Annotated in this window: 14 protein-coding genes; 10 read left to right on the forward strand and 4 right to left on the reverse strand. The window is 70.1% G+C overall.

Translation table 11 applies throughout. From position 1 onward, the window contains the following. Positions 1-83: 83 nt before the first annotated feature. The 4 genes from dut (at position 84) to HUV01_RS15110 (ending at position 3,190) form a co-directional block, all read left to right on the forward strand. A complete protein-coding gene (gene dut / locus HUV01_RS05555) occupies positions 84-521 on the forward strand; it encodes a dUTP diphosphatase (RefSeq protein ID WP_174297316.1) in 438 nt (145 codons plus the stop codon). Between the two features lie 59 nt (positions 522-580). Then, positions 581-904: a hypothetical protein gene (locus HUV01_RS05560; RefSeq protein WP_174297317.1), complete on the forward strand. Its 324-nt coding sequence runs from the start codon at positions 581-583 to the stop codon at positions 902-904. Continuing rightward, positions 901-1,683 (forward strand): HesA/MoeB/ThiF family protein, encoded by a 783-nt coding sequence (locus HUV01_RS05565; protein ID WP_174297325.1) that lies wholly within the window; start codon positions 901-903, stop codon positions 1,681-1,683. The genes HUV01_RS05560 and HUV01_RS05565 overlap by 4 nt, the downstream gene beginning before the upstream one ends. 190 nt (positions 1,684-1,873) lie before the next feature. Continuing rightward, the gene (locus HUV01_RS15110; protein WP_254606406.1) at positions 1,874-3,190 is read left to right on the forward strand and encodes a sugar transferase; all 1,317 of its coding nucleotides are present in this window, start codon (positions 1,874-1,876) and stop codon (positions 3,188-3,190) included. 30 nt (positions 3,191-3,220) lie between these two features. On the opposite strand, the gene galU is transcribed toward HUV01_RS15110, so the two are convergent. Beyond that, positions 3,221-4,090: a UTP--glucose-1-phosphate uridylyltransferase GalU gene (galU, locus tag HUV01_RS05575; protein WP_174297318.1), complete on the reverse strand. Its 870-nt coding sequence runs from the start codon at positions 4,088-4,090 to the stop codon at positions 3,221-3,223. A gap of 113 nt (positions 4,091-4,203) precedes the next feature. Here galU and wecB point away from each other — a divergent pair, with 113 nt between their 5' ends. Genes wecB through HUV01_RS05590 form a run of 3 tightly spaced genes read left to right on the forward strand, consistent with a single transcriptional unit; the run spans position 4,204 to position 7,449 of the window. Then, complete coding sequence (gene wecB / locus HUV01_RS05580) at positions 4,204-5,337, forward strand: non-hydrolyzing UDP-N-acetylglucosamine 2-epimerase (protein WP_174297319.1); 1,134 nt, start codon at positions 4,204-4,206, stop codon at positions 5,335-5,337. After that, entirely contained in the window at positions 5,321-6,643 is a 1,323-nt protein-coding gene (gene wecC, locus HUV01_RS05585) for a UDP-N-acetyl-D-mannosamine dehydrogenase (RefSeq protein ID WP_174297320.1), read from the forward strand. Before wecB ends, wecC begins: the two co-directional genes overlap by 17 nt. A 56-nt stretch (positions 6,644-6,699) precedes the next feature. Further along, entirely contained in the window at positions 6,700-7,449 is a 750-nt protein-coding gene (locus tag HUV01_RS05590) for a metallophosphoesterase family protein (RefSeq protein ID WP_174297321.1), read from the forward strand. 30 nt (positions 7,450-7,479) lie between these two features. On the opposite strand, the gene HUV01_RS05595 is transcribed toward HUV01_RS05590, so the two are convergent. Together HUV01_RS05595 and rpsU are read right to left on the reverse strand one after the other, a co-directional pair. Beyond that, entirely contained in the window at positions 7,480-8,088 is a 609-nt protein-coding gene (locus tag HUV01_RS05595; protein WP_438827149.1) for an FKBP-type peptidyl-prolyl cis-trans isomerase, read from the reverse strand. Between the two features lie 74 nt (positions 8,089-8,162). Further along, on the reverse strand, positions 8,163-8,369 hold the full coding sequence (gene rpsU / locus HUV01_RS05600) for a 30S ribosomal protein S21 (protein WP_022686405.1): 207 nt from the start codon (positions 8,367-8,369) through the stop codon (positions 8,163-8,165). Positions 8,370-8,535: 166 nt separating this feature from the next. Here rpsU and HUV01_RS05605 point away from each other — a divergent pair, with 166 nt between their 5' ends. The 3 genes from HUV01_RS05605 (at position 8,536) to fghA (ending at position 11,995) form a co-directional block, all read left to right on the forward strand. Continuing rightward, a complete protein-coding gene (locus HUV01_RS05605) occupies positions 8,536-9,933 on the forward strand; it encodes an MFS transporter (RefSeq protein WP_217430922.1) in 1,398 nt (465 codons plus the stop codon). Between the two features lie 119 nt (positions 9,934-10,052). Beyond that, entirely contained in the window at positions 10,053-11,162 is a 1,110-nt protein-coding gene (locus HUV01_RS05610) for an S-(hydroxymethyl)glutathione dehydrogenase/class III alcohol dehydrogenase (protein ID WP_174297322.1), read from the forward strand. Between the two features lie 2 nt (positions 11,163-11,164). Continuing rightward, positions 11,165-11,995 carry an S-formylglutathione hydrolase gene (fghA, locus tag HUV01_RS05615; RefSeq protein WP_174297323.1) on the forward strand — a complete coding sequence of 277 codons (831 nt, stop codon included), beginning with the start codon at positions 11,165-11,167 and terminating at the stop codon, positions 11,993-11,995. A 39-nt stretch (positions 11,996-12,034) separates the two neighbouring features. Here the strand turns inward: fghA and HUV01_RS05620 are convergent. Beyond that, positions 12,035-13,024 (reverse strand): 2-oxo acid dehydrogenase subunit E2 (locus HUV01_RS05620; RefSeq protein WP_174297324.1); only part of this gene is annotated, 990 nt, incomplete at its 5' end.

Consider the following 13,024-nt stretch of genomic DNA (forward strand, 5'->3'; position numbering starts at 1 on the left):
GCCGACGGCGTCGAGGATTGGTTGCGCATGGCCAAGGACGAGGTCGCGCGCCGCCTGATAGCGCGTCTGGCAGAGGCCCTGGCATGATCGAACTGCAGTTGAAGCGCCTGCCGCACGGCGCAGGCCTCCCCGCCCCCGTCTATGCCACCGCCGGCGCGGCGGGGATGGACGTCGTGGCGGCGGAGGCGGTGGTGATCCCGCCCGGCGCGCGCCGGGCGGTCGCGACCGGCTTCGCGCTCGCGATTCCCGACGGGTGGGAGGTGCAGGTGCGGCCGCGCTCGGGCCTCGCGCTGCGCTACGGCGTCACCTGCCTCAACACGCCGGGCACGATAGACAGCGATTATCGCGGCGAGGTGAAGGTGATCCTCGTCAACCATGGCGCCGAACCGTTCGCGGTCCAGTGCGGCGAGCGGATCGCCCAACTCGTTCCGGCCCCGGTCCGACGCGCGACGCTGGACGAGGTCGATGCGCTGGACGAGACCGCACGGGGTCTCAACGGCTTCGGATCGACCGGACGATGATCGCCGCCCTGCTTCTTTTCGCCCAAGCCGGAGCGCCCCCCGTCGGCGGAGTTCCCGGGATGCCGCCGGCGGATTGGACCGGCCTGCCCGCGTTGCGCTACGATACCCGGCCCGAAACGGTCGCCGGCCTCGACGAGTTTGTGCGGGGCGAGGTGGCGGCCGGACGTTGCGCCGTTCCCCGCGGCGTCCGGTCGCTGCGGATCGATCTGGCGCTGCTCGTGGCCGCCGCCAAGGTGGTGCGGGTGGTCCCGCGCGCGATCGACTGCGCGACGGTGGAGCAGTTCGCGGCCGGCTTCATGACGCGGATCGCGCGCGACCGCCTCGATCCGACGAGCCCCGATGGCTGGTATCGCGCGACGCTGGACGCGGCGTGGCGGGACTGACCTTCTCGGACGAGGAGCTGACCCGCTACGCCCGCCAGATCGTGCTTCCCGAACTGGGCGGCATGGGACAGGCGCGGCTGGCGCGGGCGGGCGTTGCGGTCGTCGGCGCCGGCGGCATCGGCTCGCCCGCGATACAGTATCTCGCCGCCGCCGGTATCGGCCGGCTGGTCTTGATCGACGACGACCGCGTCGAGATTTCCAATCTCCAGCGCCAGACGATCTTCGCCGCCGCCGATGCGGGAAGGCTCAAGGTCGAGGCGGCGGCGGACGCGGTGGCGCGGCTCAATCCGCATGTCATGGTCGATGCGCGGTCCGTGCGGCTCGATGCGGCCAATGCCGCGGCGCTGCTCGCCGGGGTGGACGCGATCCTCGATGGCAGCGACAGCTTCGCGACGCGGCTCGCGGTATCGGACGCATCGCTGGCGTTGGAGGTCCCGCTGGTCTCCGCCTCCGTTGCTCAGTTCGAGGGGCAACTGGCCGTCTATCGCGGCTGGCGGGCGATGCTGCCCTGCTATCGCTGTCTGGTCGGTACTCCCGCCGACGATCCGGATCGCAGCTGCGCCGCGGCGGGCGTGCTCGGCCCGGTCGCGGGAGTGATGGGCAGCCTAGCGGCGGTCGAGGCGGTTCGCGCGATCGTCCCGTTCGGCGCCGACCCGGCGGGATCGCTGCTGATCGTCGACGCCGGATCGTTCAGGTTCAGGACAATCGCGTTGCGCAAGGACCCGGCCTGTCCATCCTGTCGGGACGGTGGCAATCAACCTGACACACAGGTGCATTGAACCTTATTGCGGCGCAATATAAATCGTCCTGGCGACGATGGTTGATTTCGGTAATCACCGGAGGACTATGACCGTGCCCAGCGACATATCTTTGGCCGTAGTGCCGAACAGACAGGAGCCCGAGGCGGTTTCGACGTTTCGTCCCTCGGCGGTTCCGGCGCCCGTCACCCGCTGGCGACCACGCAGTTCCGTGCTGCGGGTCCGCTCGGTGCTGTACCTGCTCGGCCACGACTGTTTCGCGATCGCGATCAGTTTCGTGGCCGCCGCCGCCGTGCAGCGCGGCGTGTCGTTCCACGACCGCTGGCTGACCACCGCGTCGGCGCTGCTTCCGATCTACGTGCTGATCGCGTTCACGCTGCGGGCCTATGCGCCGGCGATGCTGCAGGATCCGTTTGATGCGATCCGGCGCGGGGGAAAGGCGCTGCTCGCCTCGCTGGGCACCCTGCTGGTGATCGCCTTCTATCTGAAGTCGAGCACGCGATTTTCACGCCTTGAGTTCGCCGAAGCCTCCGCGAGCGCGATCGTCCTGCTGTCGATGGGCCGCTATCTGTTCGTGCGTCACCTGGCGGCGATCGTCGGCGGCAATCCGTTCAGCAGCATCCTGATCCTGGACGGCGACGAGCCGCGACCAACCGGCGACTTCTCCGTGGTGATGACCGCCGAGACCTGTTTCAACCCCGACGAGCAGGACCCGGTGATGTACGATCGCCTCGCCAGGTCGCTCGAAAGCGCGGACCGGGTGGTGATCGCCTGCCCCTGCGACCGACGGGAGGCCTGGACGAGGGCGTTGCGGGGCGCGAACATCCAGGGCGAGATCGCGATCCCCGAGCTTGCCGCGCTGTCGCCCCTGGGGCTCGGACGCGGCGGCACGCCGTCGGTCATCGTCGCGACCGGGCCGCTCAGCCTCATGGACCGCTGCATCAAGCGGTTGTTCGACGTGACGCTCGCGGGCGGCGTGCTGCTCGGCCTCGCGCCGCTGCTGGCCCTGGTCGCCCTGTGGGTGCGGCTCGACAGTCCGGGATCGATCCTGTTCCGCCAGATCCGGATCGGGCGGGGCAACCAGATGTTCAAGGTGCTGAAGTTCCGCAGCATGTACGCGGACGGGTCGGACGGCGCCGGGCATCGCTCCGCCTCCCGGAACGACGACCGGATCACGCGCTGCGGCCGGATCCTCCGCAAGACGAGCATCGACGAACTGCCACAGCTCCTGAACGTGCTGAAGGGCGACATGAGCATCGTCGGACCGCGTCCGCACGCGCTGGGGTCGCGCGCCGCGGACAAGCTCTTCTGGGAAGTCGACCACCGCTATTGGGATCGCCACGCCACCAAGCCCGGCCTGACGGGCCTGGCACAGGTGCGCGGCTTTCGCGGCGCGACGCTGGTGGAGGACGATCTGCGAAACCGCCTCCGGGCCGATCTGGAATATCTGGAGAACTGGTCGATCTGGCGCGACCTGAAGATCATCTTCCTGACGGTGAAGGTCGTGTTCCACAGAAACGCCTTCTGACGGGCCTTCCGGCAGGATGGCCGGCGCGGTTCAGTCGAGCAGGCGCCGGGCGAACGCCCGCACCGCCGGCCCGATGTCGTCCCGCGCCAGCGCCAGCGCGATGTTGGCCTGGACATACCCCGCCTTGTCGCCGCAATCGAACCGCTGACCCGAAAAGGTGCATCCGTGGAACGGCTGGCGGCCGATCAGCCGCGCCATCGCATCGGTCAGCTGGATCTCGCCGCCCGCGCCCGCGCCCTGCCCCTCCAGCACGCCCATGACCTCGGGTTGCAGGATGTAGCGGCCCGGGATCATCAGGTTGGACGGCGCGGTGCCGCGCGCGGGCTTCTCGACCAGTGCCGTCACCTCGACCAGCGCGCCATCCTGCGCACCCGGCGAGATGATGCCGTACTTGTCCGTCTCGCTGTCGGACACCTCCAGCGCACCGATGACGTTGCCGCCGACCCGCTGGTAGGCGGACACCATCTGGGCCATGAAATTGGGGCTGCCGACCATCAGCTCGTCGGGCAGCAGCACCGCGAACGGCTCGTCGCCGACGATCTCGCGCGCGCACCATACCGCATGGCCCAGGCCGAGCGGCTCCTGCTGGCGCACGTACACCGGCGAGCCCGGCTTCTGGCGGATGCCGTCGATCGCCGCCATGCTCTTGCCGCGCGCGCGCATCGTCGCCTCCAGTTCGTAGGAGACGTCGAAATGATCCTCCAGCGCACCCTTGCCCCGGCCCGTGACGAAGATGATCTGCTCGATCCCCGCCGCCAGCGCCTCCTCGACCGCATATTGGATCAGCGGCTTGTCGACGACCGTCAGCATCTCCTTGGGCATCGCCTTGGTGGCGGGCAGGAAACGGGTGCCGAGCCCCGCGACGGGAAACACGGCCTTGCGGACGGGACGGATCGACATCGAACGGTGAACCCTTTTGTTGACCGGCGTTGCTTAGCCAATGGCCGTGTCGTCGCAAGCGACAACGGATCGGGATTGACCCACTCTTAATGACGTCCCGCTAGCGACGGGCCATGCCCGATCCACGCTCCACCGTCCTCGTCGTGTTCGGTACCCGGCCAGAGGCGATCAAGCTGTTCCCCGTCGTCCGCGCGCTGGCGCAAATGCCGGGTCTGCGCGTGCGGACCTGCGTCACCGCGCAGCATCGCGGCCTGCTGGACCAGGTTCTCGGCATCGCGGGCCTGACGCCCGACGTCGACCTCGACCTGATGGAGCCTGGCCAGTCGCTGGACCGGCTGACCGCGCGGCTGCTGACCGGCCTGGGCGAGGTGATGGACGCGGAGCGGCCGGCGCGGGTGATCATCCAGGGCGACACGGCCACCGCGATGGCGGGCGCGCTCGCGGCCTATTACCGGCGCCTGCCGGTCGCGCATGTCGAGGCGGGGCTGCGCTCGGGCGACATCCATCATCCCTGGCCCGAGGAGGTGAACCGCCGCATCATCGCGCCGATCGCCGACCTGCACTTCGCGCCGACCGCGACCGCCGCCGCCGCGCTCGCCCGGGAGAACGTGACGGCGGGCGTCCACGTCACCGGCAACACGGTGATCGACGCGCTGCACTGGACGCAGGGCCGCATCGCCGGGGAACCCGCGCTTGCCGCCGGACTCGACGACGTCGCTGCGCGGTTCGCCGGCAGGCGGGTCATCCTCGTCACCACCCACCGGCGCGAGAACTTCGGCGACGGCATGTCGTCGATCGCGCGCGCCATCGCCCGCATCGCCGACCGGCCGGACGTCGCGGTGCTGTTCCCCGTCCATCCCAATCCCGCCGTCGGCCCGGTGATGGATGCCATCCTCGGCGACCGCCCGAACGTCGCCCGCATGGCGCCGCTCGACTATCCGCACTTCGTCCGTGCGCTGGAGATGTGCCACCTCGCGCTCACCGACTCGGGCGGCGTGCAGGAAGAGGCGCCCGCGCTCGCCAGGCCGGTGCTCGTGATGCGAGAGACGACGGAGCGCCCGGAGGGCGTCGCCGCCGGTACCGCCAGGCTGATCGGCGCGGACGAGGACCGTATCGTTTCCGAAGTCTTCACGCTTCTGGACGACACAGGGGCCTACGCCGCAATGGCCCGCGCCCATAATCCCTATGGCGACGGCCATGCCGCGGCACGCATAGCCGGGGTGATCGCGGATGCTGTCGGACGTTGACCAGAAACCCGCGGCGCTCAGGGTCGCGGTCCTGGGCCTGGGCTATATCGGTCTGCCGACCGCGGCGGTGATCGCGCGGACGGGCGCGAGCGTATTGGGCGTCGACGTGGCGCAGTCGGTCGTCGAGACGATCAATTCGGGCAAGGTCCATATCGAGGAGGTCGACCTCGACGGCCTCGTCTCGGGCGTCGTCACGCGCGGCAACCTTCGCGCCTCGCTGACGATAGAGCCGGCCGACGTGTTCGTGATCGCGGTGCCCACCCCGTTCGGGGACGACCACGCCCCCAACATCGGCTATGTCCTGCGCGCCGCCACGGCGATCGCCACCGTGCTGAAGACGGGCGACACGGTGATCCTTGAATCGACCTCGCCGGTCGGCACCACCGAACAGGTCCGCGACCTACTCGCCAGGCTGCGCCCCGACCTGACGATGCCGGGCCGCACGGCCGGCGGCGAACAGGCCGACATCGCCATCGCCTATTGCCCGGAGCGCGTCCTGCCCGGCCGCATCCTGGTCGAGCTGATCGACAACGACCGGGTGATCGGCGGCATCACGCCGCGCTGCGCCCGGAAGGCGCTGGCCTTTTACCGCCGCTTCGTGCGCGGCGCCTGCGTCGCCACCACCGCCCGCGCGGCGGAGATGACGAAGCTGACCGAAAACGCCTTCCGCGACGTCAACATCGCCTTCGCCAACGAACTCAGCCTGCTCGCCGACACGCTGGGCGTCGACGTGTGGGAGGTGATCCGCCTCGCCAACCGCCACCCGCGCGTCGATATCCTCCAGCCCGGTCCGGGCGTCGGCGGCCATTGCATCGCGGTCGACCCGTGGTTCCTCGTCCATGCCGACCCCGAACGCTCGCCGCTGATCCGCACCGCGCGCCAGGTCAACGACGGCAAGAGCGATCACGTCGTGGCACAGGCCGTCGCGCTGATCGAGGCGGCGCCGCCCGGCACGCCCGTCGCGTGCCTGGGCCTGGCGTTCAAGGCCAACATCGACGACTTCCGCGAAAGCCCGGCGCTCCGGATCGCACAGGCGCTGGCGACGCGCTTTGGCAGCCGGGTCCGGATCGTCGAGCCCTATGCCCCCGCCCTGCCCGCCGCGCTGGCCGCCACGGGCGCGCGGATGATCGACATCGACACCGCGCTCGAGACGTGCCCGGTGATGATCGTGCTGGTCGACCACGACGTGTTCAGGTCGGTGCCGCTTGGGAACCGCGCCGGCAAGCGGGTGCTCGATACCCGCGGCATCTGGCCGGACCAGCCGCGCGAGCCGGCGCGTGCCCATCCGCTGCGGCTGGCGAGCTGATCGCAGGCGGGGTTCCCGACATGGTGTCCCTGCGCGTCGGGCGCTAAGGCCCGCCCATGCTCAGGAAACTGTTCCGGTCGCGTCCTTCCCCTTCCCTGCACGTACCTGCCCGCACCCGCGTCTACGCGGTCGGCGACATCCACGGCCGGCTGGACCTGCTGGAGACGCTGCTGACCGCCATCGATGCCGACGAGGACGCGCGGGGCGCGGCCGACACTGTGCTGATCTTCCTGGGCGACGTCCTGGATCGCGGTCCCGACTCCGCGGCGGTCGTCGACCGGCTCCTGCGGCTCAGCCGCGAGCGCGCCTCCCGCTTCCTGCTCGGCAACCACGAGCAGATGTTCCTCGCCGCGCTGGCGGGGAACCGCCGCTCGCTGCACGGCTTCTGCCGTATGGGCGGTCGCGAGACGGTGCTCAGCTACGGGATCGAGCCCGCCGCCTACGAGCGCATGGACTATGACGAGCTCGGGGCGGCGTTGCTCGCCGCCGTGCCGGCCGCGCATCGCCGGTTCCTCGAAACGTTCGAGGACATGGTCGTTGTCGGCGATTACGCCTTTGTCCATGCCGGCGTCGATCCGCGCGTGCCGCTGGACGCGCAGGAGTGGAGCGAGATGCGGTGGATGCGCGACCCCTTCCTCAACCACCGCGCTCCGCTGGAGAAGATGATCGTCCACGGCCACACCATGACCGAGGCGGTCGAGTGGCGGTCGCACCGGATCGGCATCGACACGGGCGCCTATGCGACGAACGTGCTGACGGCGCTGGGGCTGGAAAGCGCCGACCGCTGGGTGGTGGATACCCGGTAGCGCGCGCGTACCGCCGGCCGGATCGACGTCCTATTGTCCGGGAGCGCCCGGACCGCCCGGAGCCCCCGGGGCGCCCTGCATCCGCTGCTGCATCTGCATCCGCTGTATCTCGACCTTGGATCGGTAGTCCAGCATGTCGAGATCGAACACCAGCACGGAGTTGGCCGGGATGACGACCTTGCCGGACGGATCCTTCTTCTCGTCCTCGCCGTATCCCAGCGACGGCTTGATCCACACGCGGTACTTCGCCCCGCGGGGCATCAGTTTCAGCGCCTCCTCGAACCCCGGCACCGTCGCCTGCTCGCCGAGCGGCGTCGGGAACGGTTGCGCGGAACGATCGAACCGGCTTCCGTCGGTCAGCATGCCGTCATACATGACCAGCGCGACGTCGGCGTCGGTCGGCGGCGCTCCCGTTCCCGGCGTCGACACCTTGTACTGGAGCCCGTCGGCCGTCTCCACGACGCCGTGGACACGACGGTTGCGGGCGAGAAACGCCGTGGCGGGATCGATCGGGGCGGCCCAGGCGAGAGCGGCCGCCAACACGACCGCGGCCGCGACGCCGAGCCACAGCCACAGGACATAGCCACGCTTGACGGGCAGGATCGGAACGGCGGTGACGGTCGACATGGCGAAGATCATCCCTGCCCGCCACGCGGGACGGACGTTATATCATTGGGTCGCCGACCGTCAAATGCAGTCGGGCGGAACGCGCGTCACCGCGCGCCGTCGCGCTCCGCGCGCTTGCGGTCGAGCTTGCGGGCGCGTCGCACGGCGGCCGCACGCTCCCTGGCGCGCTTTTCAGATGGCTTCTCGTAATGCCGGCGCAGCTTCATCTCGCGATACACGCCCTCGCGCTGCAGCTTCTTCTTCAGCGCGCGCAAGGCCTGGTCGACGTTGTTGTCACGAACGATGATCTGCATGGGTGGCCCGGCTCCAGGAACGTGGAAATACGGCATCGAGCCCGTGGCCCGAACCGTCATATGATCGGCCACTATCGCGAGCGGCTCGTCTTGGCAAGGCCGGGACATGGGCGACGCTCGCAGGAAACGATAGGCAGGGCGGGACCGGCCATCTACCACCGTATCGGTGCCGCACGACGAAACTCCGCGCGCCGGCGCCCCGAACGAGCGGTCGCGGGGCGCGGACGACGGCCTCCCCCTGCCGCGCCGTCGCTGGGCAGTCGCCTCCATCTGGCTCGGCGCGATACTGGCGGTGCTCGACAGCTCGATCGCCAACATCGCGTTGCCGACGATCTCGCACGAGCTCGGCGCAACGCCCGCCGCCTCGGTCTGGGTCGTCAACGCCTATCAGATCGCCATCACGATCCTGCTGTTGCCGCTCGCCGCGCTCGGCGACATCCTTGGCTGCAAGCGGGTGTATGCGGCCGGGCTGACAGTGTTCGTCCTATCGTCGATCGGTTGCGCCCTGGCCGGCGACCTGACCTCGCTGGCGCTGGCCCGGTTCGTCCAGGGTTTCGGCGCGGCAGCCATGATGGCGATGAACGGCGCGCTGGTCCGCTTCGCCTACCCCCGGGCGATGCTGGGCCGGGGCGTCGGCTACATCTCCCTGGTGGTCGCCTCCTCGTCGGCGGCCGGGCCGGGCGTCGCGGCGGCGATCCTGGCGGTCGCCAGCTGGCGCTGGCTGTTCGCGATCAACGTGCCCATCGGCCTCGCCGCGCTGGCGATCGGCTGGCGCCATCTGTCGGAGACCGGCCCCGGCGGACGACGGTTCGACTGGCGCTCGGCGCTGCTGTCGATCCTGGCCTTCGGATCGCTGTTCCTCGTCGTGTCCGACATCGCGCAAGGCCAGCTTTCCGCGCGCACCGGGCTCCTGCTCGTGGCCGGCCTCGTCACGGGAACGATCGCGATCCGCGTCGCACGCGGGCAGAAGGATCCGCTCGTCCCGATCGATCTCCTGCGCGTCCCGGTCCTGCGATTGTCCTATGCCACCTCGTCCTGCTCGTTCGCGGCGCAGATGATCGGGCTCGTCGCCCTGCCCTTCTATCTGGAAAGCCGCTTCGGTTACGGTCATGTCGCGACCGGACTGCTGATAACGACGCTACCGCTCGGCGTGGCGGTGGCCGCGCCGCTGGCGGGAAGGCTGGTCGACCGGCATTCGTCCGGACTTCTTGGCGGCGTCGGACTGGCGCTGCTGGCGGCGGGCTATGCCCTGATCGCCGCGCTGGCGGGGCGGACGACGACCGGCTGGCTGATCGTCGGGCTGGCCGCCTGCGGCTTCGGCTTCGGCCTGTTCCAGGCGCCCAACAACCGCACGATGCTGGGCGTCGCGCCCGCGCGGCGCAGCGGGGCCGCTGCCGGCATGCTGGCGACCGCCCGCCTCGTCGGCCAGACGCTCGGCGCGGTGGTGGTCGCGCTGCTGTTCCGGCTGGTCGGGACCGTGTCGGTCGCGCCGTTCCTGCTGGCGGCGGCGCTCGGGATCGTGGCGGCCGGGTTCAGCATCCGCCGGCTGGGGGTGCCGGCCTGAGCGGCGGCGGTCGCGGCGGGACCGGATCGCGCTGCCGACGGTCACCTGCCTCCCTGTCTCTCTGGCCGACCGCTGCGGCTTCGCTGTATGGGGAAGGCGGAAATGCAAGGAACAGCTGAATGAAGACCCGCGCTGCCGTTGCCTTCGAAGCCGGGCGCCCGCTGGAGGTGGTGGAGCTAGACCTGGACGGCCCGCGTGCCGGCGAGGTCATGGTCGAGATCATGGCGACCGGCATCTGCCATACGGACGCGTACACGCTCGACGGGCTGGATTCGGAAGGGCTGTTCCCATCGGTGCTGGGCCATGAGGGCGCGGGCATCGTGCGCGAGGTCGGCGCGGGCGTGACCAGCGTCGCGCCCGGCGACCACGTCATCCCGCTCTACACGCCCGAGTGCCGGCAGTGTAAGTCGTGCCTTTCCGGCAAGACCAACCTGTGCACCGCGATCCGCGCGACGCAAGGGCGGGGGCTGATGCCCGACGGCACCACGCGGTTCAGCTACAAGGGACAGCCGATCTTCCACTACATGGGCTGCTCGACCTTCTCGAACTTCACCGTCTTGCCCGAGATCGCGGTGGCGAAGATCCGCGCGGACGCGCCGTTCAACAGCGCCTGCTACGTCGGCTGCGGCGTCACCACCGGCGTCGGCGCGGTGGTCAACACCGCAAAGGTGCAGGTCGGCGACACGGTGATCGTCTTCGGGCTGGGCGGCATCGGGCTCAACGTGATCCAGGGCGCGCGGCTGGCAGGCGCGGGCATGATCGTCGGCGTCGACATCAACCCGGATCGCGAGGAGTGGGGCATGCGTTTCGGCATGACCCACTTCGTCAACCCGAAGGCGGTGGACGGCGACATCGTCGCGCATCTGGTGACGCTGACCGACGGCGGGGCGGACTACACGTTCGACTGCACGGGCAACACTACCGTCATGCGCCAGGCGCTGGAGGCGTGCCATCGCGGCTGGGGCACCAGCATCATCATCGGCGTGGCGGAGGCCGGCAAGGAGATCGCCACCCGCCCGTTCCAGCTCGTCACCGGCCGCAACTGGCGCGGCACCGCGTTCGGCGGCGCCAAGGGCCGCACCGACGTGCCGAAGATCGTCGACTGGTACATGGCCGGCAAGATCGAGATTGACCCGATGATAACCCACGTCCTGTCGCTCGACGAGATCAACCGCGGCTTCGACCTGATGCATCGGGGCGAAAGCATCCGCAGCGTCGTGGTCTATTGAGCGTGGAGACGGTCTCCACCGCCAGGGCGTTCGGCGGCATCCAGGGCGTCTACCGCCATGCCTCCAGCGCGACCGGCACCGACATGACCTTCTCGGTCTACGTCCCCCCGCACGAGCCGGGCGCACGGCTGCCGGTCGTCTGGTATCTGTCCGGCCTCACCTGCACCCATGCCAACGTCACCGACAAGGGCGAGTATCGCGCCGCCTGCGCCGAGCTGGGGCTGATCTTCGTCGCCCCCGACGCCAGCCCGCGCGGGGACGGTGTCGCCGACGATCCCGCCTGGGACATGGGCCAGGGCGCGGGCTTCTACGTCGATGCCACGCAGGCGCCGTGGTCGCCGCACTTCCGGATGTGGAGCTATGTCACCGACGAGCTGCCGGCGCTGATCGCCGGACAGTTCCCAGCGGACATGACGCGCCAGTCGATCCTTGGGCATTCGATGGGCGGACATGGCGCGCTGACGATCGGGCTGACCTTTCCCGACCGCTATCGCGCCGTTTCCGCCTTCGCGCCGATCGTCGCGCCCGGCCAGGTGCCATGGGGGGTCAAGGCGCTGGGCGGCTATCTCGGCCCCGATCGCGCCCGCTGGCGCCGGCACGATGCGGTGGCGCTGATCGAGGACGGGGCAAGCCTGCCGGCGCTGCTGGTCGATCAGGGCGACGCCGACCCGTTCCTGGCCGAACAGCTGCGCCCTGGGCTGCTGCGCGACGCGTGCGACGCCGCGGGCATCGACCTGACGCTCCGGATGCAGCCGGGCTATGACCACAGCTACCTCTTCATCGCGACCTTCATGGCCGACCACCTCGCCTGGCACGCCGCCCGGCTGCGGTGAGCGGCCAACCGGCGAGCCGGGCGCCCACCGGTCGCGACGTCAGCACAGGATGCTCAGCGGCTCCTCGACGATGCCGCGCAACGCGGCCATGAACCGCGCGGCGACGGCGCCGTCGATGGCGCGATGGTCGAAGCTGGCGGCGGCGGACATGATCGTCGCAAGGCCGATCCCGCCGGCGATCTTCCACGGCTGTTCGACGCCCGCCCCGACGCCCAGGATGAGCGCCTGAGGCGGGTTGATGACCGGGAAGAGCTCGTCGATGCCGAACATGCCCAGATTGGAGATCGACGCCGTTCCGCCCCCATGGTCTTCCGGGGCGAGCTTGCCGTCGCGCGCCCGGGCGGCGAGCGCCCTGCTCTGCTGCGCGATCGCGGACAGCGAGAGGGCGCCGACGTCCTTCAGGGTCGGCGTGACCAGCCCGCCATCGATCGCGACCGCCATCGAGATGTCGACCCGCTCGAAACGGTACAGATCCTCGCCGCCGAACTGCACGTTCGCATCGGGCACCTCGACCATCGCCAGCGCCATCGCCTTGATGAGCAGATCGTTGACCGACAGCTTGACGCCGCGCGGTTCGAGCCCCGCGTTCAGCGCCGCGCGCTGGCGGAGCAACGCATTGAGGTTGCAGCGCGCGGTGAGGTAGAAATGCGGCACCGTCTGCTTGGAGTGGGTCAGCCGGCGCGCGATCGTCCTGCGCATGCCCGACAGCCTGATCGTCGTGACCGGCACCCCGACAGGCGGCGGCGCATGAGCGGCGGCGATGGCGGTAACGGTGGCGGCGGGCGCCGGTGTCGGCGGTGCCGGCGCGGTCGCGGTCCGTGCCACGTCCGGGGCCGGAACCAACGGCGACAGGCCGAGGTCGGCCGTGACGATCCGCCCGCGCGCGCCGCTGCCCTTGATCCCTAGCAGCGACAGGCCCTTGACGGTGGCCAGACGGCGGGCGAGCGGAGTCGCGTCGGTGTCGCCGGCGTCCGCGATGACGCTCGGCGTCGCGACGCATTTCGCGCAGGGCTGGCCGATCGGCCTGCT

This window comes from Sphingomonas bacterium (genome assembly GCF_903643035.1).
Lineage (GTDB): Bacteria > Pseudomonadota > Alphaproteobacteria > Sphingomonadales > Sphingomonadaceae > Sphingomonas.

What these genes read in the sequence shown, in the direction of transcription:
- dut (WP_174297316.1), top strand. Translation starts at nt 84, where the DNA reads ATGATCGAACTGCAGTTGAAGCGCCTGCCGCACGGCGCAGGCCTCCCC.
- HUV01_RS05560 (WP_174297317.1), top strand. Translation starts at nt 581, where the DNA reads ATGCCGCCGGCGGATTGGACCGGCCTGCCCGCGTTGCGCTACGATACC.
- galU (WP_174297318.1), bottom strand. Translation starts at nt 4,090, where the DNA reads ATGTCGATCCGTCCCGTCCGCAAGGCCGTGTTTCCCGTCGCGGGGCTC.
- wecB (WP_174297319.1), top strand. Translation starts at nt 4,204, where the DNA reads ATGCCCGATCCACGCTCCACCGTCCTCGTCGTGTTCGGTACCCGGCCA.
- wecC (WP_174297320.1), top strand. Translation starts at nt 5,321, where the DNA reads ATGCTGTCGGACGTTGACCAGAAACCCGCGGCGCTCAGGGTCGCGGTC.
- HUV01_RS05590 (WP_174297321.1), top strand. Translation starts at nt 6,700, where the DNA reads ATGCTCAGGAAACTGTTCCGGTCGCGTCCTTCCCCTTCCCTGCACGTA.
- HUV01_RS05595 (WP_438827149.1), bottom strand. Translation starts at nt 8,088, where the DNA reads ATGATCTTCGCCATGTCGACCGTCACCGCCGTTCCGATCCTGCCCGTC.
- rpsU (WP_022686405.1), bottom strand. Translation starts at nt 8,369, where the DNA reads ATGCAGATCATCGTTCGTGACAACAACGTCGACCAGGCCTTGCGCGCG.
- HUV01_RS05610 (WP_174297322.1), top strand. Translation starts at nt 10,053, where the DNA reads ATGAAGACCCGCGCTGCCGTTGCCTTCGAAGCCGGGCGCCCGCTGGAG.